The following is a 19,036-nucleotide window of genomic DNA, read 5'->3' as shown; positions in this document are numbered from 1 at the left end:
CCCCGACGGTTGCGCGCCGCGTATCCCAGCGTCTCAACGCAACAGCGCCGGGTCGCCCTTGCCCGCCACGGCCGCCGCCTCGTCGGGCGTCAGCAGCGCGGTGCGTGGCACGTCCATCAGGCGCGCGCAGGCGGCGAGCACATTGGCCCAGGAGGCGCGGTTGGCGAACAGCATGCCCGCCTCGTCCAGCGTGCCGCCCTGGTTGCGATAGCCCAGTACCGAGGTTTTCAGCGCGTCGGGCAGGATCGGCCAGAGATGCCCGCGCGCCACCTCCGGGCGCATGTGCGTCAGCAACACCCGGCGCTCGCAATGATCGGGGAACAGCCGGGCGGTCAGCGCCTCATCGGCGACCGACTGCAGTTCCCAGTTGTCACGCGGAGCGCGGAAGCGGCCGGGCTCCTGCAGGTACACCAGCCGATACGGATAGCCGGCCTCCTCCAGGCGCAAGGCGGCGCGGCGCATCTCCGCCAATTGATAGCTGCCGTTGGCGATCAGCAGCAGCGGATCGCTGCCCGGATGCTCGTCCAGCACCAGCGCCCCTTCGCGGGCCAGTTGCTCGGCCTGAGCGCGGCTGAACTCCGAAGGACGCTCGCGCTTGGGGATCACCATGCAGGTCAACTGACCACGGCTGCGGTAGATTTCCGGCAGCAGCGCCAGCGCGCTGTTGTGGTCGGCGGGGAAGACCACCCGCACCATGTCGTTCATCTCGCCGAGCAGCGCCTCGCAGAAGGTGGTGTCCTGGTGCGATTGCTGGTTCTTGCCGTTCTCCCAGGTGTGCGAGGTCGCCACCAGGGGCCAGCCGAGCCAGCCGGCGGGGCGGCCGACCTCCTTCTGCTGGCGGGCGAAGATGATGGTCTGGCGCACCGCGCCGAGCATCTTCACGCAGAAGGCTTCGTAGCTCGCCACCAGATTGAGACCGCCCTGGTTGGCCAGGCAGGCGGAGACCACCGCCTCCTCATTGAGGGCGGTGATCACCCGTCCGTCGACCGCCTCCAACTCGCTCTCCGGCTCGCAGACCCGGTGCTTGAGCGCCTTGAGGACGCCCCCCAGGCGATTGCTCGCCAGTTCGTCCGGATTGCCGACGCGGGCGCGCAGGTCGGGGTTCGCCGCGCACAGGTCCACGTAGAAGCGATCCAGCGCCGCCATCGGCGAGCAGAAATCGTTGCGATAATGCAGTTCGGGAATCAACGGCTCGATGGGACGGCGCACCGCCAGCGGGTTGTCCCGCTCCAGCCCCCGGCCGGCACGGGTGGCGGTGAACAGCGCGCAGGCATCGGCCAACGCCTGCGGCTCGACCCAGAGCGGCGCCACATGCTGGTTGAACAGCTCGCGAGCCTGCGCATCCTCGCTCGGGTTACCCGGCAGCGGCAGATTGTGCGCGGCATTGCTGCCGGCGCCAAAGAAGCCGAAACCCTTGACCGTTTCGGCGATGCCGTAGGGAATCGGCAAGGGGTAGTGGAGGATGCCACGGGCCATTTCCTCGACCCGGTGCTCCAGCCGCTGCTCCATCTCCCACAGGGCACAGACGAAGGCCGCCGGGTCTCGTCCGTCGAAGCTGACCGGGTCGAATCCGCAACGGCGCAGGTGTTGCTTGAAACCTTCCAGTCCTTCGTGGGTGCCAAGGTCGGTGCGCTGCTCGATGCGCCGGCCGTTGGCGATCATCACCGGTAGCGCTGCGCCGCAATCCTCGGCACGCCACCAACGGGGAATCCAGTCACTGCCGCGCTGCTCCTCGGCGGCGCCGTCGGAGAGGAAGGCCACCAGGGTCTCTCCCGGCAACGGCATGTGCGCATACATCAGTTCGGCGAAGCCGAGATAGCCGCCTTCGGCAATGCCGCCCGCCGTGTGCGGATTGACGTGGCTGCCCAGCGGTGCGGCAACCCTGCCGTCCGCCGCCTGAACATAGCTGTAGAAGTCCTGCACCAGCCGGTTCAGTCCGTCATCACCCTGCCCGTAGGCCGCGGCCTGTTCCGGATGCAGATTGCCGGTCAGGACGTTCAGCGCATCGATCGCCGCCACGCAATGCCCCTGCCCCATCATCCAGCCGCGCGTCCTGCCGCTCAACGCATTGAGTGCCAGGTAGCCGGCGTAGGCCGGCACCATGTTCAGCGCGCCGCCGGTATGCCCTTCGGGCTGCGCCTTGAAGTCCTCGGCCTGCAACGGCGCACCGTCCGGGCGCACGCGGCGGGCATAGGTCATGTGCGCCACCAGCCAGAGGCCGGCGCAGGTCAGTTGGTCCAGCGCGCTGAACAGCCGATAGACACTGGCCAGGTCAGGCTGGAGACGATACTGGACCAATTGATGAGCCATGCGGAAGACCGCAGCTCGGGTCTGCGCGCTATGCTGAAACGGACCTCGGCCATGCAGCCACTGGGCGTATGCCGGTTCGGCGGCCGCATGGGCGGCAAGCTCTTCCGGACTGGGCAGGATCTGGGACATATCGACTCTCCTCGGATATGACAGGAAGTCTAGGTCGCCAGACCGCAGGGGCGCTGATATGTATCAACGCACCGTCCAGCCTATCGGGCAAGGCTGTAAGAGAATTCCGACCAGGAGGCGATATGGCGCTACTCACCTTCATCGGTGCGATCCAGGAAGTCACCGGTTCCTGTTACCTGCTGGAAACCCACGACGGCGTGCGCGTGCTGCTCGAATGCGGTATGCGCCAGGGGCGCAGCCCGAGCAAAGGCACCCGCGACAATGAGGCCAGCAACTACAAACCCTTCCCATTCGACCCCAAGGCGCTCGACGCGGTGGTGCTGTCGCACGCCCATCTCGACCACAGTGGCTTGCTGCCGCGCCTGGCGAAGGAGGGCTACAAGGGACCGATCTACGCCACCGAATCCTGCTGCGACCTGCTGGAACTGATGCTGATGGACTCGGCGAATATCCACGAAAAAGACGCCGAGTGGGAAAACAAGTGGCGGGCTCGCCTCAACCGGCCGCCGATAAAGCCGCTGTACACTGTGGAAGACACGTCCCGCGCACTGAACCTGCGCCGGCCCGTCAGCTACGGCAGCACCGTCGATGTGGCGCGGGGCATTCGTGTCACCTTCCACAACGCCGGCCACATCCTCGGCTCAGCCATCGTCGAGATCGAGATCAACGAATTCGGCATGACTCGCCGCCTGGTGTTCTCCGGCGACCTGGGCAGCACCTGCTCGCCGCTGATGCGTACGCCGACACCACTGACCCGCGCCGACGTGGTGCTGCTAGAGTCCACCTATGGCGACCGCGACCACCGAGACGCCAACGAAACACTCCTGGAGCTGGCCGGCATCCTCGCTCAGGCCCAGCGTGACGGCGGCAATGTGTTGATCCCGTCCTTCGCCGTCGGCCGTACCCAGGACCTGATCTACTACCTCGGCCGCTTCTACCAGGAGGGGCGACTGCCACAGCAGGTGGTCTACCTCGACAGCCCGATGGCCGCCCAGGCCAACCGCATCTACCTGCAACACATCGGTGAAATCGCCGACGTCGACCGTGAGTACATGCGCGGCACCGGCACGGCGAAGGCAGGCGAATGGCTGCCGATCCTGCGCACCACCCAGAGCGCCGAGGAGTCCATGGCGTTGAACCGTCTGCAGAGCGGCGCGATCATTATCGCCGGCAGCGGCATGTGCACCGGAGGTCGGATCGTCCACCACCTCAAGCACAACCTCTGGCGCAAGGAGTGCCATATCGTCTTCCCCGGCTTCCAGGCCCAGGGCACACTGGGCCGCGCCATCGTCGATGGCGCCGAGACCGTCCGTATCCTGCGCCAGCGCATCAGCGTTAAAGCACAGATCCACACCCTCGGCGGATTCTCCGCTCACGCAGGACAATCGCAATTAATTCAGTGGGTTGGCCACTTCGAGCACAAACCCGAGCTATACCTGATACATGGCGAACGAGAAAAAATGGATGCGTTGCAGAAAGCGCTCCACGAACGCCTGAACTGGAACGCGAACATACCGGAACCGGGGGACCGGATAGCGATCTGAAGTGGAGGTCTCACGGACTGTCACACGCCGAGTGTCAGACTGCACAGGCCTCCTGCATGAGACCTGTGCATGACGCACGCGACATCCGTCCCGGCGCCACCTTGCGTGGACGGCCGCGGCGCATGGACAGGCCGACAGGGGTTGATGAACAAGGAGTATCAACATGCCCTATGAGCCCGACGATTACCTCTCCAGACACTTCCAGACCAGCGGCACGGACCTTGCCCAGAAGATAGAGGAACTGGCCGAACTGGCCGCCCCCGGCGACAGTCAGAACCTGCCGCTCTACCGCGAGATGCTCACCACCGTCGCCCGCATGGCCCAAGCCGACCGCAATCGCTGGGACGCCAAGATCATGCTGCAGACCCTGCGCGAGATGGAGCATGCCTTCAGCACCCTGGAGCAGTTCAAGCGTCGCCGCAAAGTCACGGTATTCGGTTCGGCCCGCACGCCGGTCGATCACCCCGTCTATACCCTGGCCCGCGAACTGGGCGAGACGCTGGCCCGCTACGACCTGATGGTCATTACCGGCGCCGGCGGCGGGATCATGGCCGCCGCTCACGAAGGCGCGGGCCTGGAAAACAGCCTCGGCTTCAACATCACCCTGCCCTTCGAACAGCACGCCAACAGCACAGTGGACGGCACCAGCAACCTGCTGTCATTCCACTTCTTCTTCCTGCGCAAGCTGTTCTTCGTCAAGGAAGCGGACGCCCTGGTGCTCTGTCCCGGCGGATTCGGCACCCTCGACGAAGCATTGGAGGTGCTGACCCTGATCCAGACCGGCAAGAGTCCGCTGGTGCCCGTGGTGCTGCTCGACCAGCCCGGCGGGCATTATTGGAATCATGCCCTGGAGTTCATCAAGGAACAGCTCGAAGACAACGGATACATCCTGCCCAGCGACATGAACCTGATAAAGCTGGTGCACTCGGCAGAAGAGGCCGTCGAAGAGATCGCCCATTTCTACAGCAACTTCCACTCCAGCCGCTGGCTCAAGGACCGCTTCGTGATCCGCCTGAACCATCCACTGAGTCAGCGCGCACTGGAACTGCTGGAACGGGAGTTTGGCAGCCTCTGCGTGACCGATGGCTTCCACCAGCAGCCCTACAGCGAATCGGAACTGGACGAGCCAGAGTTCTCCCACCTCACCCGCCTGGCCTTCGCCTTCAACGGCCGCGACCAGGGCCGGCTGCGCGAGTTGTTGAACTTCATCAACCAGCCAGAAAACTGGGCACGCTGATCACCCGGAAATCGCGGCCCTGAAACAAACAAGGCCCCCTCGCGGGTGCCTTGTTTTCAATCGTGAAGCTCATTCGTCCGAGCGTCGGCCACTCAAGAGCCGACTGATGGCTTCCATCGAGTATCCCCGATAGCTCAGGAACCGCCCCTGCTGGGCCCGCTCGCGGGCGTCCTGCGGCAGCCGGGCGAACTTGCGGCGCCAGACCTCGCGCAGGTTTTCACTCCAATCAACGCCCGATTCGCTCAGGGCACTGTCGATTTCGCCACGGGGCAAACCGCGTTGCGACAGCTCCTCGCGAATCCGCAGCGGGCCGTAACCGGCCCGCGCACGGCTGGCGATGTAGCTTTCCAGGTAGCGGCTTTCATTGAGCAACCCCTCCTCGGCCAGACGGTCGAGGGCGGGGTCGATCAGTTCCTGTGCAGCACCGCGTTGCCGCAGCTTGCGCGAGAGCTCCGCCCGGCCGTGCTCGCGTCGCGCCAGCAGGTCCATGGCGACCCGCCGCACTGCGACGGGGGTATCGAGCTCGACAGACATGGCTATCAGTAGTCGGCTTCAGCTTCCGCTTCGGCTTCCGCCGCCGCGAGCTCGGCCTTGGTAGGCGCCGGCTGGTTGGTCAGCAGTTGCTCACGGATGGCCTTGTCGAGGGTGTTGCAGATCTCGGTGTTGTCTTCCAGGAACTTGGCGGCATTGGCCTTGCCCTGGCCGATCTTGTTGCCCTGGTAGCTGTACCAGGCGCCGGACTTCTCGATCAGGCCCAACTGCACGCCCAAGTCGATGATCTCGCCGGTGCGGTAGATGCCGCGGCCGTACATGATCTGGAATTCAGCCTGACGGAAGGGCGGTGCGACCTTGTTCTTCACGACCTTGACGCGGGTTTCGCTGCCGACCACCTCGTCGCCTTCCTTCACCGCGCCGGTACGGCGGATGTCCAGGCGGACGGAGGAGTAGAACTTCAGCGCGTTACCGCCGGTGGTGGTTTCCGGGTTGCCGAACATCACGCCGATCTTCATGCGGATCTGGTTGATGAAGATGACCAGGCAGTTGGCGTTCTTGATGTTGCCGGTGATCTTGCGCAGGGCCTGGGACATCAGGCGCGCCTGCAGGCCGACGTGCTGATCGCCCATCTCGCCTTCGATTTCGGCCTTCGGCACCAGGGCCGCCACGGAGTCGACGATAATCACGTCAACGGCGTTGGAGCGCACCAGCATGTCGGTGATCTCCAGCGCCTGTTCGCCGGTGTCCGGCTGGGAAACCAGCAGGTCGTCGACATTGACGCCCAGCTTGCCGGCATAGTCCGGGTCCAGCGCGTGTTCAGCATCGACGAAGGCGCAGGTGGCGCCGGCCTTCTGAGCCTGGGCGATAACGGACAGGGTCAGGGTGGTCTTACCCGAGGATTCCGGACCGTAGATCTCGACGATACGGCCCTTCGGCAGGCCGCCGATGCCCAGCGCGATGTCCAGGCCCAGCGAGCCGGTGGAGATGGCCGGAATGGCCTGACGCTCATGGTCGCCCATGCGCATGACCGCGCCTTTGCCGAATTGGCGTTCGATCTGTCCCAGGGCCGCGGCCAGGGCGCGCTTCTTGTTCTCGTCCATTGAAGTCCTCGCGAAGTCAGGGGGCCGGACGGCCACGAACAACTGTATAAGTAGCCAGTATTATTCCACAGGGCAAGCCGCTCGCCTACCCCTGGAGCGGATTTTCCCCGTCCGCCAGTCGCAACAGCCCGGCCAGAGCGGTCGCCACGGTCTGCCGGCGCACCGCCTCCCGATCACCGGCATAAAGGCGGCGTTCGCTGAACACCTGTTCGCCTTTCTTCCAGGCCAGCCAGACGGTGCCTACCGGCTTCTCGGCAGAACCGCCGTCCGGACCGGCAACGCCGCTGACCGCCACGGCGATATCCGCGCCGCTGCGCGGCAAAGCGCCGGCGACCATGGCCTCCACCACTTCACGACTGACGGCGCCGACCTTCGGAAACAGCTCGGCCGGCACATCCAGCTGGCGGGTCTTCTGCTCATTGGAATAGGTGACGTAGCCGGCCTCGAACCAGGCCGAGCTGCCAGGGATGCGCGTGATCGCCTCGGCAATCCCGCCGCCGGTGCAGGATTCGGCAGTGGTGACGCGCAGCTGGTTGGCCGCGAGTCGCGCACCCAGTTGCGCAGAGAGTTCGGTGATCGAGGAATCGGTGAGGGGCACGGTGCGCTCCGGGGTTAAAGAAGGCCAGGCGGATACCGTACACTAGGCGCTTTTGCATGTTGAAGCCGGACAGCCAGAAGCCATGAGTCAAAGCGACCTCTCAGCTCACACACCCATGATGCAGCAATACTGGAGACTGAAGAATCAGCATCCGGACCAGCTGATGTTCTACCGCATGGGCGACTTCTACGAGCTGTTCTACGAGGACGCCAAGAAGGCCGCCAAGCTGCTCGACATCACCCTGACCGCACGCGGCCAGTCAGCCGGCAACTCCATCCCCATGGCGGGCATTCCCTTCCATTCCGCTGAGGGCTACCTGGCCAAGCTGGTGAAGCTGGGCGAATCGGTGGTGATCTGCGAGCAGATCGGCGACCCGGCCACCAGCAAGGGCCCGGTGGAACGCCAGGTGGTACGCATTCTTACCCCCGGCACCGTCAGTGACGAAGCCCTGCTCGATGAGCGCCGCGACAACCTGATCGCCGCCGTGCTGGGTGACGAGCGCCTGTTCGGCCTGGCCGTTCTGGACATCACCAGCGGCCGCTTCAACGTCCAGGAAATAAAAGGCTGGGAAACCCTGCTGGCCGAACTGGAACGCATGAACCCGGCCGAGCTGCTGATCCCCGACGACTGGCCCCAGGGCCTGCCGGCGGAGAAGCGCCGCGGTGCACGCCGCCGCGCACCCTGGGATTTCGACCGCGACTCCGCGCACAAGAGCCTGTGCCAGCAGTTCGGCGTGCAGGACCTGAAAGGCTTCGGCTGCCAGGAGCTGACCCTGGCCATCGGCGCCGCCGGCTGCCTGCTGGCCTACGCCAAGGAAACCCAGCGCACCGCCCTGCCGCACCTGCGCAGCCTGCGCCATGAGCGCATCGACGACACCGTCATCCTCGACGGCGCCAGCCGCCGCAACCTGGAGCTGGACACCAACCTCGCTGGTGGCCGCGACAACACCCTGCAATCGGTGGTCGACCGCTGCCAGACCGCCATGGGCAGCCGTCTGCTGACCCGCTGGCTGAACCGCCCGCTGCGCGACCGCGCCGTCCTCGAAGCTCGCCAGGAGTCCATTGCCTGCCTGCTGGAGCGCTATCGCTTCGAAATCCTCCAGCCGCAATTGAAGGAAATCGGCGACGTCGAGCGCATTCTGGCCCGTATCGGCCTGCGCAATGCTCGCCCGCGCGACCTTGCCCGCCTGCGCGACGCCCTCGCCGCCCTGCCCGAGCTGCAGAACGGCATGACCGAGTTGGAAGCGCCGCACCTGGGCCAACTGGCCGGCAGCATCCGCACCTATCCGGAGCTGGCCGACCTGCTCGCCCGTGCAGTGATCGAGAACCCGCCAGCGGTGATTCGCGACGGCGGTGTGATCGCACGCGGCTACGACGCCGAGCTGGACGAGCTGCAGATGCTCAGCGAGAACGCCGGCCAGTACCTGATGGACCTGGAAACCCGGGAAAAGGCCCGTACCGGCCTACCGAACCTGAAGGTTGGCTACAACCGCATCCACGGCTATTACATCGAACTGCCCCGCGTGCAGGCCGAGCAGGCGCCCGCCGACTACATCCGCCGGCAGACGCTGAAAGGCGCCGAACGTTTCATCACCCCGGAGCTGAAGGCCTTCGAAGACAAGGCGCTGTCCGCCCAGAGCCGCGCCCTGGCGCGGGAGAAACAGCTGTATGAAGAGCTGCTGGAACTGCTGATCGCCCAACTGGCGCCGCTGCAGGACACCGCCGCCGCCCTGGCCGAACTGGATGTGCTGTCGAACCTCGCCGAACGCGCACTGAATCTCGACCTGAACCGCCCGCGCTTCGTCGAAGAATCGGGCATCCTGATCGAACAGGGTCGCCACCCGGTGGTCGAGCAGGTACTGGATACGCCGTTCGTCGCCAACGATCTGAACCTCGACCAGGACACCCGCATGCTGGTGATTACCGGCCCGAACATGGGCGGTAAATCGACTTACATGCGGCAAACGGCGCTGATCGTGCTGCTGGCACACATCGGCAGCTTCGTTCCGGCAGCACGCTGCGAGCTATCCCTGGTGGACCGCATCTTCACCCGTATCGGCTCCTCCGACGACCTCGCCGGCGGCCGCTCCACCTTCATGGTGGAGATGAGCGAAACCGCCAACATCCTGCACAATGCCAGCGACCGCAGCCTGGTGCTGATGGATGAAGTGGGCCGTGGCACCAGCACCTTTGACGGCCTGTCACTGGCATGGTCCGCTGCTGAGCACCTGGCCAAGCTGCGCGCCTTCACGCTGTTCGCCACCCACTATTTCGAGCTGACCGTACTGCCGGAAAGCGAGCCTGCGGTGGCCAACGTGCACCTCAATGCTACCGAACACAACGAGCGCATCGTCTTCCTGCACCACGTGCTGCCCGGCCCGGCCAGCCAGAGCTACGGCCTGGCGGTGGCACAACTGGCCGGCGTACCGGGTGCGGTAATTCAGCGCGCCCGCGAACACCTGGCCCGCCTGGAAACCACCAGCCTGCCCCACGAACCCCCGCGCTCGAACGATCCGAAAAGCCCGGCGCCGCTGCAAAGCGACCTGTTTGCCAGCCTGCCGCACCCGGTCGTCGACGAGCTGATGCGCATCAGCCCCGACGACCTGACACCGCGCCAAGCTCTCGAATTGTTATATGCATGGAAGATGCGAGTCTGACGGACCGCGAAACAAGCTGTTAGAATCGCGCGCGCTTAGCCGCCCGCCTGAGGAGAGAATTAGAAAATGACCTTCGTCGTCACCGACAACTGCATCAAGTGCAAATACACCGACTGCGTGGAAGTCTGCCCGGTCGACTGCTTCTACGAAGGCCCGAACTTCCTGGTCATTCACCCGGATGAGTGCATCGACTGCGCCCTGTGCGAACCGGAGTGCCCGGCCCAGGCGATCTTCTCCGAGGACGAAGTCCCGGATGGCATGCAGGAATTCATCGAGCTGAACAAGGATCTGGCCGACGTCTGGCCGAACATCACCGAGAAGAAGGATTCGCTGCCGGACGCCGAAGAGTGGGACGGCAAGCCGAACAAGCTGCAACACCTGGAGCGCTGATCTCCGAAAAGGCCCGCCTCGCGCGGGCCTTTTTATTTCTGCTTCACTTTTCTGCGGGCAAAAAAAAGGGGCGGGATAACCCGCCCACTCTTTCTTCCCTAATTCATCATCCTGATGAATCGCCATCCTGCGATGTCCTGACCGGCATCCTTACCGGCCCGCGTCTTTCCGTGTACGCGGGGGTGATATTACTCGGCTGCCGCATCGCAGCAACCGGGGCAGTTTGCCCCAGGCAACCCGCTCCCACGCTGACGCAGAGCAATAAAATCCTTATAAAACAACAAGATAAATAATAGCGAAGTTTAGGCGAGCAGCTTTTTAAGCTGAACGCTCACACGCCATGTAAGCGAATGCTTACATCACGACGCATAAAAAAGCCCGGAATCATCCGGGCTTTTTCGAGGTCGAGCCTTTTTACTGGAGCCAGGGGCTACTGGAACAGGGCGTCGCTGGAGAGACCATTCTTCTCGAGGATCTCACGCAGGCGCTTGAGCGCCTCGACCTGGATCTGGCGAACCCGTTCGCGGGTCAGGCCGATTTCCTGCCCAACCTCTTCCAGCGTGCTGCTTTCATGCCCACGCAGGCCGAAGCGACGAATCACCACTTCCCGCTGCTTGTCGGTCAGCTCCGACAACCACAGGTCGATGCTCTCGCTGAGATCATCATCCTGCAGCAGCTCACAGGGATCGGTCGGCCGATCGTCCGTGAGGGTATCGAGCAGCGTCTTGTCGGAGTCCGGGCCAAGCGAGACGTCCACGGAGGTCACCCGCTCGTTGAGGCCGAGCATGCGCTTGACCTCGTCCACCGGCTTCTCGAGCAGGTTGGCGATTTCCTCGGGGGAAGGCTCGTGGTCCAGCTTCTGGGTCAGCTCGCGAGCCGCCCGCAGGTAGACGTTGAGTTCCTTGACCACATGGATCGGCAGGCGAATGGTGCGGGTCTGGTTCATGATGGCCCGTTCGATGGTCTGTCGAATCCACCAGGTCGCATAGGTGGAGAAGCGGAAGCCACGTTCCGGATCGAACTTTTCCACGGCCCGGATCAACCCGAGGTTGCCCTCCTCGATCAGATCGAGCAGCGAGAGGCCACGATTGACGTAGCGCCGCGCGATCTTCACCACCAGACGCAGGTTGCTCTCGATCATTCTCCGCCGGCCGGCCGGGTCGCCCTTCTGCGCAAGGCGCGCAAAGTGGACTTCTTCTTCCGGGGTCAGCAGCGGCGAAAAGCCGATTTCATTGAGATACAGCTGCGTGGCGTCGAGCGCCCGCGTGTAGTCGATGTGCTTGTGTTGCTTGAGAGAGGAGAGTGGTGAGGCTTTGGGAGTGACTTGAAGCGATACCTGCTCTTCGGCAAGCGACTCTTCAAAAATGATGCCAGGCTCCAGAAGGAGCACTTCATCATCGACGTCAAACTCCGGCCCTTCTTTTTTAAGTGCCATGTCGTTATCCCTTGCTGAGTTCGACAACAAGCCCAGGTGCGTCCTTATCCTTAGGACACCGAGGCCCGCTCACCCACGCAGGGGAACAGCAAACGTCAACGACTTGGCAGGTATTGCAGAGGATCGACAGGCTTACCCTGGCGGCGAATCTCAAAGTGCAGCTTCACCCGGTCAGTCCCTGTGGAGCCCATCTCGGCAATGTTCTGCCCGACTTTGACCTGTTGCCCTTCCCGCACCAGCAACCTGCGGTTGTGACCGTAGGCGCTTACGTAGGTATCGCTGTGCTTGATGATCACGAGTTCGCCGTAGCCCCGCAAACCACTACCGGCGTACACAACCGTGCCATTGGACGCAGCCAAGACAGGCTGGCCCAATTGCCCGGCTATATCAATCCCTTTATTCAAACTGCCGTTTGATGCAAAACGCCCAATCAGGGTGCCGTCGGTTGGCCATATCCAGCCGCTGACACCGCCGCCCGACGGAGCCGGAGTTGCGGCGCTGGCGCTGGCCTGCGACGAAGGCGCTGCCGCCGGCGAAGTCGGTTTACTGACACCGGACTCAGTTGAAGTCGGTTTATTGACGACCGCCGGAGCGACGGGCGTAGTATTTTTGGCGACGGACGGCTGGGTCGTGGAGGACCCACCATCGAAGCGGATCGATTGCCCGGGACGGATGGTGTAGGGCGCGGCGATGTTGTTGCGTGCGGCCAGGGCTTTCCAGTCCCAGCCATAGCGGAAGGCGATGGAATACAGGGTGTCACCGCGACGCACCACGTACTGCCCTGTGGTCACCGCCGGCTTGCGCGCGGAGGCGCCGCCGTCGACCACGGTGGTGCCGCTACGTGACGAGGTAGAACAGGCCGCCAGCAGAGAGCAAACGGCAATGGCCAGCACAGCGTGGCCCAGGCCCTTGATCCAGTTCCGTTGTCGCAGGGTCGCTGTCAAGCTCACCCATCCCCCTTATCCATGAATTACGTCCAGCCTGTTGGCCGGTATTGTATCCGCAGCCGTTGCGCTTGTTTCAGCCCAGCGGGCCATTGAGCAGCGGAACGAAGCGTACGGAGTCCAGCACCTGGCGCTGGAAGCCCTCCTCGGTGCGGACGATCAGCAACAGCTGCTGGACCTCGCCGCCGCCCACTGGAATCACCAGCCGCCCACCGGGCGCCAACTGGTCCAGCAAGGCCTGCGGGACTTCGGCCGCCGCCGCGGTGACGATGATGCCGTTGTAGGGTGCCAAAGCAGACCACCCTTCCCAGCCATCGCCCCAACGAAAGACAACATTTCGCAGGTTTAGCTCCGCAAGTCGTTCTTTCGCACGATCCTGCAGCGCCTGGATGCGTTCGACCGAGAACACCCGTTCGACCAGTTGTGACAACACCGCCGTCTGGTAACCGGAGCCGGTGCCGATCTCCAGCACCTTGTCCAGGGGGCCTGCTGCCAGCAGCAGTTCGGTCATCCGCGCCACCATGAAGGGTTGCGAGATGGTCTGGTTGTGCCCGATGGGCAGCGCCGTGTCCTCATAGGCGCGATGCGCCAGCGCCTCGTCGACGAAGAGGTGGCGCGGCGTGCGGCGAATCACTTCGAGCACGTGGGCGTTGGACAGACCTTCCTCGTACAGGCGCTGGATCAGTCGCTCACGCGTACGCTGGGAGGTCATGCCAATACCCCGGCGGGACAATTCATTGGCCATGGTCGAGCCCTCCGATCCAATCGCCAAGGATATTGAACGCCTCTCGGAAGGTCCGGTCCATCTGCAGCGGCGTGATGGATACATAGCCTTGCATCACCGCATGGAAATCCGTGCCTTCTCCACCATCCTCGGCGTCGCCGGCGGCGGCGATCCAGTAGCCTTCCTTGCCACGCGGGTTGACCACCTTGACCGGGGCGGCGGCGCGGGCGCGATGACCCAGGCGGGTCATCTGGATGCCCTTGATGCGTTCGAGCGGCAGGTTGGGGATGTTCACGTTGAGCACGGTGCGCGGCGGCAGGTCGAGCTTTTCGTGGGACTCCACCAGCAGACGGGCGAAGTGCATCGCGGCCGGCAGATTGTCCGTCAGGCGCGAACACAGCGAAAAGGCGAACGCCGGGCGGGACAGGAAGCGTCCTTCCAGGGCGGCTGCCACGGTGCCCGAATAGAGCACGTCGTCCCCCAGGTTGGCACCCAGGTTGATCCCCGACACGACCATGTCCGGCATTTCGTCCAGCAGGCCGTTAAGGCCCAGGTGGACGCAGTCGGTCGGCGTACCGTTGAGGCTGATGAAGCCATTGCCCAGGCGGTGGGGATGCAGCGGCCGGTCCAGCGTAAGCGAACTGCTAGCGCCGCTACGGTCGGCTTCCGGGGCGATCACGACGCAATCGGCATGATCGGACAGCGCGTCGTAAAGCGCGGCGATACCGGGTGCGGTGACCCCGTCGTCGTTGGCAATCAATATGCGCATGGGCTTTCCGTCTGCCCTGCCGGCACGAGTTCGATCAGCTCGCGCACGACCACGGTGGCGAAGCAGCCAGCCGGCAGGACGAATTCCAGTTGCAGAATGTCAGGAGCGGGATAATGCCATGCCAGACTCGGGATGGGGAGGCGCAGAATGCGCCGTTCGTGCGCCAGGTCCGCACTGGCAAGCCACTGGCAAAGCGCCACATCCCCCTGCTGCACGCTGCGCTCGATGTCTCCGGGAGCGCCACTGGCCGGTGAGTCACCCTCGCCCCACAAGGGTCCGGTGGGGTGCAGGTCGAGCAGCGCGAGCCGCGGATCGGCGCACTCCGCCTCGCCGGCGGGGAAGAAACTGCGGCTGTCGGTGAAGGCCAGCAGATCGCCGACCTGGGCCTGGTTCCAGGTCCCTTCCACCACGCGCTGGGCCAGCACCCGGTTGAACAGGTAGCTGCGTGCCGCCGACAACAGACGTGAACGCATGTTGCGGTGTTCAGGCAGCTTGCCGCGTTCGGCGAAGCCCCGGGCATCGAAGACGTTGCCGCCGTCATGGCCGAAGCGCTGGGTGCCGAAGTAATTGGGTACGCCGATGGCCGCAATGGCCTTCAGGCGCGACTCCAACTGTTCCCGGTCCGCCTGCAGCTCGGTCAGGCGCAGGGTGAAGCCGTTGGCCGAATGCGCGCCACGCTGCAGCTTGCGGCGATGACGGTTGCGCTCGAGGATACGCAGGCTGTCGTCCTCGGCGGCCGACAGGTCCGGATCGGCCTTGCCCGGCAGGTGCAGGCTGAACCACTGGCGGGTCAGTGCCTGGCGGTCCTTGAGGCCGGCGTAGCTGATCATCTTCACCGGCACACCGGCGGCGCGAGCCAGGCGGCGCGCCGCCTCTTCGGTGTTCAGGCCGCGCTTCTCCACCCACAGCCACAGGTGTTCACCGTCGCCCGCCAGCGGAATGTCCAGCACCTCGTCGACCTGGAAGTCCTCGGCCACGGCCTTGAGCACGCCACGCCCGCAAGGCTCCCCGTGGGCGCGCGGCCCCAGCAGCTCCTGTTCGGTCATGCGCGGACCAGCAGGGCGACGGCGTGTACCGCGATGCCCTCTTCACGGCCGGTGAAGCCGAGTTTCTCGGTAGTGGTCGCCTTGACATTGACCTGGTCGAGTTCGACCTTCAGGTCCGCGGCGATGGTCTCGCGCATGCTCTGGATGTGCGGCGCCATCTTCGGCGCCTGGGCGATGATGGTGGTGTCGACGTTCTCCACTTTCCAGCCCTTGGCTTCCACCAGGCTCAGCACGTGGCGCAGCAGCGCGCGGCTGTCGGCACCCTTGAATTGCGGGTCGGTGTCGGGGAAGTGCTTGCCGATGTCGCCCAACGCGCAGGCGCCCAGCAGCGCGTCGGAAAGGGCATGCAGCAGCACGTCACCGTCGGAATGGGCGATCAGCCCGAACTTGTGGGGAATGCGCACGCCGCCGAGGGTGATGAAGTCGCCCTCGCCGAAGCGGTGCACGTCGTAGCCATGTCCGATACGCATGAAAAAACGCCCTGTTGGAGTCAGGGCGTCGATTCTACCGGATCGCTGGCGTCAGGGTGTCAGCCACAGAGCACCGCGGCGTGGTGGCGCAGGTGATCTTCGATGAAGCTCGCAATGAAGTAGTAGCTGTGGTCATACCCCGGCTGCAGGCGCAGCTCCAGTGGATGACCAACGGCCGCTGCCGCTTCGCGCAGGGCTTCGGGCTTGAGCTGGACGGCGAGGAAGTCGTCCCGGTCGCCCTGATCCACTAGGATCGGCAAGCGCTCGCTGGCATTAGCCAGCAATTCCACCGTGTCCCATTCGCGCCAGGCGGCCGGGTCTTCGCCGAGGAAACGGCCCAACGCCTTCTGCCCCCAAGGGCAATCGCTCGGGTGAGTAATGGGCGCGAAGGCCGACAACGACAGATAGCGCCCTGGGTTACGCAACGCGCAAATCAGCGCGCCGTGGCCGCCCATGGAGTGGCCAGTGATGCCGCGCCGCTGGGATACCGGGAAATTGGCCTCGACCAGCGCAGGCAACTCCTGCACCACATAGTCGTGCATGCGGTAGTGGCGCGACCAGGGCTCCTGGGTGGCGTTGACGTAGAAACCGGCGCCCAGACCGAAGTCCCAGGCACCATCCGGGTCACCCGGCACCTCGGGACCGCGCGGACTGGTATCCGGCGCCACGATCACCAGACCAAGCTCGGCAGCCATGCGCTGGGCGCCGGCCTTCTGCATGAAGTTCTCGTCGGTGCAGGTCAGCCCGGACAGCCAGTACAGCACCGGCAGGCCCGCCTCAGGCTCGGCCTGGGGGGGCAGGTAGACCGCGAAGACCATGTCGCAGCCGAGAGTCTCGGAGCGGTGGCGGTAGCGCTGGTGCCAGCCGCCGAAGCTTTTTTGGCTGCTGATCAGTTCGATGGAATCCGTCATGGAGTCCTCCTTTTCTGTGAGACCGGGGCCGCGAAGCCCCGGCCACGCGATCAGTAATGGATGACGGAGCGGATGCTCTTGCCTTCGTGCATCAGGTCGAAGGCCTCGTTGATCTTCTCCAGGCCCATGGTGTGGGTGATGAAGGTATCCAGCGGGATTTCGCCCTTCTGCGCCTTTTCCACGTAGCTCGGCAGCTCGGTGCGGCCCTTCACGCCGCCGAAGGCGGAACCGCGCCAGACACGGCCGGTGACCAGCTGGAACGGACGGGTGCTGATTTCCTGGCCGGCACCGGCAACGCCGATGATGGTGGATTCGCCCCAGCCCTTGTGGCAGCACTCCAGGGCCGCGCGCATCAGCTGCACGTTGCCCACGCACTCGAAGGAATAGTCCACGCCGCCGTCGGTCATCTCGACGATGACTTCCTGGATCGGCTTCTGGTGGTCCTTCGGATTGACGAAGTCGGTGGCGCCCAGTTGCTTGGCGATGTCGAACTTGGCCGGGTTGATGTCGATGGCGATGATGCGCGAGGCTTTGGCCATCTTCGCCCCGATGATCGCCGCCAGGCCGATGCCGCCCAGGCCGAAGATGGCGACGGTGGCGCCCTCTTCCACCTTGGCGGTGTTCAGCACCGCGCCGATGCCGGTGGTGACGCCGCAGCCGAGCAGGCAGACCTTCTCCAGCGGCGCCTCCTCGGGGATCTTGGCCAGGGAGATTTCCGGCAGCACGGTGTACTCGGAGAAGGTCGAGCAGCCCATGTAGTGGTAGATCGGCTCGCCCTTGTAGGAGAAGCGGCTGGTGCCGTCGGGCATCAGGCCCTTGCCCTGGGTGGCGCGCACGGCCTGGCAGAGGTTGGTCTTGCCGGATTTGCAGAATTTGCACTCGCGGCATTCGGCGGTGTACAGCGGGATCACATGGTCGCCGACCTTCAGCGAGGTCACGCCCTCGCCCACCGCTTCGACGATGCCGCCGCCTTCGTGGCCGAGGATGCAGGGGAACACGCCCTCGGAATCCTGGCCGGACAGGGTGTAGGCGTCGGTATGGCAGACACCGGTGGCGACGATGCGTACCAGCACTTCGCCTTTCTTTGGCGGCGCCACATCGACTTCGACGATTTCCAACGGCTGGTTGGGAGCGAAGGCGACGGCGGCACGGGACTTGATCATCTGGAAACTCCTGAACGAAGGAAAACGACAACGCCCGCAGCAGCGGGCGGGGTTCGGCAACGGGGCCGAGGAAACAGGCGACGAGGCGATGCCGCGTCGGAGATTGTCCAGGGCAAATGGCGGAAAGAGCGCCCCAAAGCCTTCGAAGTGTAGAAAACCCCGTTTCAGGGAATAATCAGGCAATAATCAAAACATTATTGCCATACAGGGATAATCCAGATGCACCGCTGGGAAGGACTGGACGAATTCGTCGCCGTCGCCGAAACCGGCCAATTCACCGCCGCCGCCGAACGCCTGGGCGTGTCGTCATCCCATGTCAGTCGCCAGGTCGCTCGATTGGAAGAGCGCCTGCAAACTCGCCTGCTCTACCGCAATACCCGCAAGGTCACGCTAAGCGAGGCCGGGCAGACCTTCCTGCAACATTGCCGGCGCTTGCAGGATGCCCGCGAGGAAGCGTTGCGGGCGGTCAGCGATCTGTCCGCCGAGCCCAAGGGTCTGCTGCGCATGACGTGCGCGGTGGCTTACGGCGAGCGCTTCGTGGTGCCGCTGGTGAACGAATTCATGGCGCAGTTTCCGCAGCTACGGGTGGAGATCGAACTGTCCAACCGCCAGCTCGACCTGCTGCACGAAGGCTTCGACCTCGCGATTCGCCTTGGACGCCTGAGCGATTCACGCCTGGTGGCGACGCGGCTGGCACCGCGCGTGATGTACCTCTGCGCCACACCGGATTACCTCGCCCGCCACGGCACACCGCAGAACGTCGCAGAACTGGCGCAGCACAATTGCCTGGTGGGCAGCAGTGACCAGTGGAGCTTCCTGGAGGACGGCCGGGAAACCCAGCACCGGGTGCAGGGCAACTGGCGCTGCAACAGCGGCCAGGCAGTGCTCGACGCGGTGCTGCGGGGGTTCGGCCTGTGCCAGCTGCCGGACTACTACGTGCTGGAACACCTGCGCAGCGGCCGACTGGTGTCCCTGCTGGAAGCACACCAGCCGCCAAACACCGGGGTCTGGGCGCTTTATCCGCAGCAGCGGCACCTGTCACCCAAGGTCCGGCAACTGGTGGATCATCTGAAGGAAGGCTTGCAGCACCTGCAGCCGTCACCCTTGTCCTAGGG

General features: G+C 64.4%; 17 protein-coding genes. 5 read left to right on the top strand and 12 right to left on the bottom strand.

Annotated elements, in window-relative coordinates:
- Positions 1-33 precede the first annotated feature (33 nt).
- On the bottom strand, positions 34-2,439 hold the full coding sequence (locus tag ACNFBT_RS02625) for a xylulose 5-phosphate 3-epimerase (protein ID WP_416746190.1): 2,406 nt from the start codon (positions 2,437-2,439) through the stop codon (positions 34-36).
- Positions 2,440-2,561: 122 nt separating this feature from the next.
- Here ACNFBT_RS02625 and ACNFBT_RS02620 point away from each other — a divergent pair, with 122 nt between their 5' ends.
- Both ACNFBT_RS02620 and ACNFBT_RS02615 read left to right on the top strand, forming a co-directional pair.
- Positions 2,562-3,983 carry an MBL fold metallo-hydrolase RNA specificity domain-containing protein gene (locus ACNFBT_RS02620; RefSeq protein WP_416746189.1) on the top strand — a complete coding sequence of 474 codons (1,422 nt, stop codon included), beginning with the start codon at positions 2,562-2,564 and terminating at the stop codon, positions 3,981-3,983.
- A 163-nt stretch (positions 3,984-4,146) separates the two neighbouring features.
- Positions 4,147-5,220, top strand: coding sequence for an LOG family protein (locus ACNFBT_RS02615; protein WP_416746188.1), 1,074 nt, complete (start codon positions 4,147-4,149; stop codon positions 5,218-5,220).
- Positions 5,221-5,289: 69 nt separating this feature from the next.
- Here ACNFBT_RS02615 and recX read toward each other — a convergent pair whose 3' ends face one another.
- From recX to ACNFBT_RS02600, 3 genes are all read right to left on the bottom strand, one after another.
- Positions 5,290-5,754: a recombination regulator RecX gene (gene recX / locus ACNFBT_RS02610; RefSeq protein WP_416746187.1), complete on the bottom strand. Its 465-nt coding sequence runs from the start codon at positions 5,752-5,754 to the stop codon at positions 5,290-5,292.
- Positions 5,755-5,759: 5 nt separating this feature from the next.
- Entirely contained in the window at positions 5,760-6,815 is a 1,056-nt protein-coding gene (recA, locus tag ACNFBT_RS02605; protein WP_152224972.1) for a recombinase RecA, read from the bottom strand.
- An 85-nt stretch (positions 6,816-6,900) separates the two neighbouring features.
- Positions 6,901-7,413, bottom strand: a complete 513-nt coding sequence (locus tag ACNFBT_RS02600; protein WP_416746186.1) for a CinA family protein — start codon at positions 7,411-7,413, stop codon at positions 6,901-6,903.
- 82 nt (positions 7,414-7,495) lie between these two features.
- Here ACNFBT_RS02600 and mutS point away from each other — a divergent pair, with 82 nt between their 5' ends.
- The gene (gene mutS / locus ACNFBT_RS02595) at positions 7,496-10,069 is read left to right on the top strand and encodes a DNA mismatch repair protein MutS (protein ID WP_416746184.1); all 2,574 of its coding nucleotides are present in this window, start codon (positions 7,496-7,498) and stop codon (positions 10,067-10,069) included.
- A gap of 66 nt (positions 10,070-10,135) precedes the next feature.
- Positions 10,136-10,459, top strand: a complete 324-nt coding sequence (fdxA, locus tag ACNFBT_RS02590; protein WP_207885413.1) for a ferredoxin FdxA — start codon at positions 10,136-10,138, stop codon at positions 10,457-10,459.
- Positions 10,460-10,889: 430 nt separating this feature from the next.
- Here fdxA and rpoS read toward each other — a convergent pair whose 3' ends face one another.
- The 8 genes from rpoS to ACNFBT_RS02550 all read right to left on the bottom strand — a co-directional run bounded on the left by rpoS (position 10,890) and on the right by ACNFBT_RS02550 (position 17,921).
- Positions 10,890-11,894, bottom strand: a complete 1,005-nt coding sequence (gene rpoS / locus ACNFBT_RS02585; protein WP_416747182.1) for an RNA polymerase sigma factor RpoS — start codon at positions 11,892-11,894, stop codon at positions 10,890-10,892.
- A 95-nt stretch (positions 11,895-11,989) separates the two neighbouring features.
- A complete protein-coding gene (locus tag ACNFBT_RS02580; RefSeq protein ID WP_416747180.1) occupies positions 11,990-12,808 on the bottom strand; it encodes a peptidoglycan DD-metalloendopeptidase family protein in 819 nt (272 codons plus the stop codon).
- 106 nt (positions 12,809-12,914) lie between these two features.
- Positions 12,915-13,550, bottom strand: coding sequence for a protein-L-isoaspartate(D-aspartate) O-methyltransferase (locus tag ACNFBT_RS02575; protein ID WP_416747178.1), 636 nt, complete (start codon positions 13,548-13,550; stop codon positions 12,915-12,917).
- A gap of 22 nt (positions 13,551-13,572) precedes the next feature.
- Complete coding sequence (gene surE, locus ACNFBT_RS02570) at positions 13,573-14,331, bottom strand: 5'/3'-nucleotidase SurE (RefSeq protein ID WP_416746183.1); 759 nt, start codon at positions 14,329-14,331, stop codon at positions 13,573-13,575.
- Positions 14,319-15,377, bottom strand: a complete 1,059-nt coding sequence (truD, locus tag ACNFBT_RS02565) for a tRNA pseudouridine(13) synthase TruD (protein ID WP_416746182.1) — start codon at positions 15,375-15,377, stop codon at positions 14,319-14,321. The genes surE and truD overlap by 13 nt, the downstream gene beginning before the upstream one ends.
- A complete protein-coding gene (ispF, locus tag ACNFBT_RS02560) occupies positions 15,374-15,847 on the bottom strand; it encodes a 2-C-methyl-D-erythritol 2,4-cyclodiphosphate synthase (protein ID WP_416746181.1) in 474 nt (157 codons plus the stop codon). The genes truD and ispF overlap by 4 nt, the downstream gene beginning before the upstream one ends.
- A 59-nt stretch (positions 15,848-15,906) precedes the next feature.
- Positions 15,907-16,758 carry an S-formylglutathione hydrolase gene (fghA, locus tag ACNFBT_RS02555; RefSeq protein ID WP_416746180.1) on the bottom strand — a complete coding sequence of 284 codons (852 nt, stop codon included), beginning with the start codon at positions 16,756-16,758 and terminating at the stop codon, positions 15,907-15,909.
- A gap of 50 nt (positions 16,759-16,808) precedes the next feature.
- Entirely contained in the window at positions 16,809-17,921 is a 1,113-nt protein-coding gene (locus tag ACNFBT_RS02550; RefSeq protein ID WP_416746179.1) for an S-(hydroxymethyl)glutathione dehydrogenase/class III alcohol dehydrogenase, read from the bottom strand.
- A 219-nt stretch (positions 17,922-18,140) separates the two neighbouring features.
- Between ACNFBT_RS02550 and ACNFBT_RS02545 the strand changes: the two genes are divergently transcribed.
- Entirely contained in the window at positions 18,141-19,034 is an 894-nt protein-coding gene (locus ACNFBT_RS02545; protein WP_416746177.1) for a LysR substrate-binding domain-containing protein, read from the top strand.
- Positions 19,035-19,036 lie beyond the last annotated feature (2 nt).

The organism is Pseudomonas sp. NY15181 (assembly GCF_048068055.1).
Lineage (GTDB): Bacteria > Pseudomonadota > Gammaproteobacteria > Pseudomonadales > Pseudomonadaceae > Pseudomonas.
This window is presented reverse-complemented; position numbering and strand designations above follow the sequence as displayed.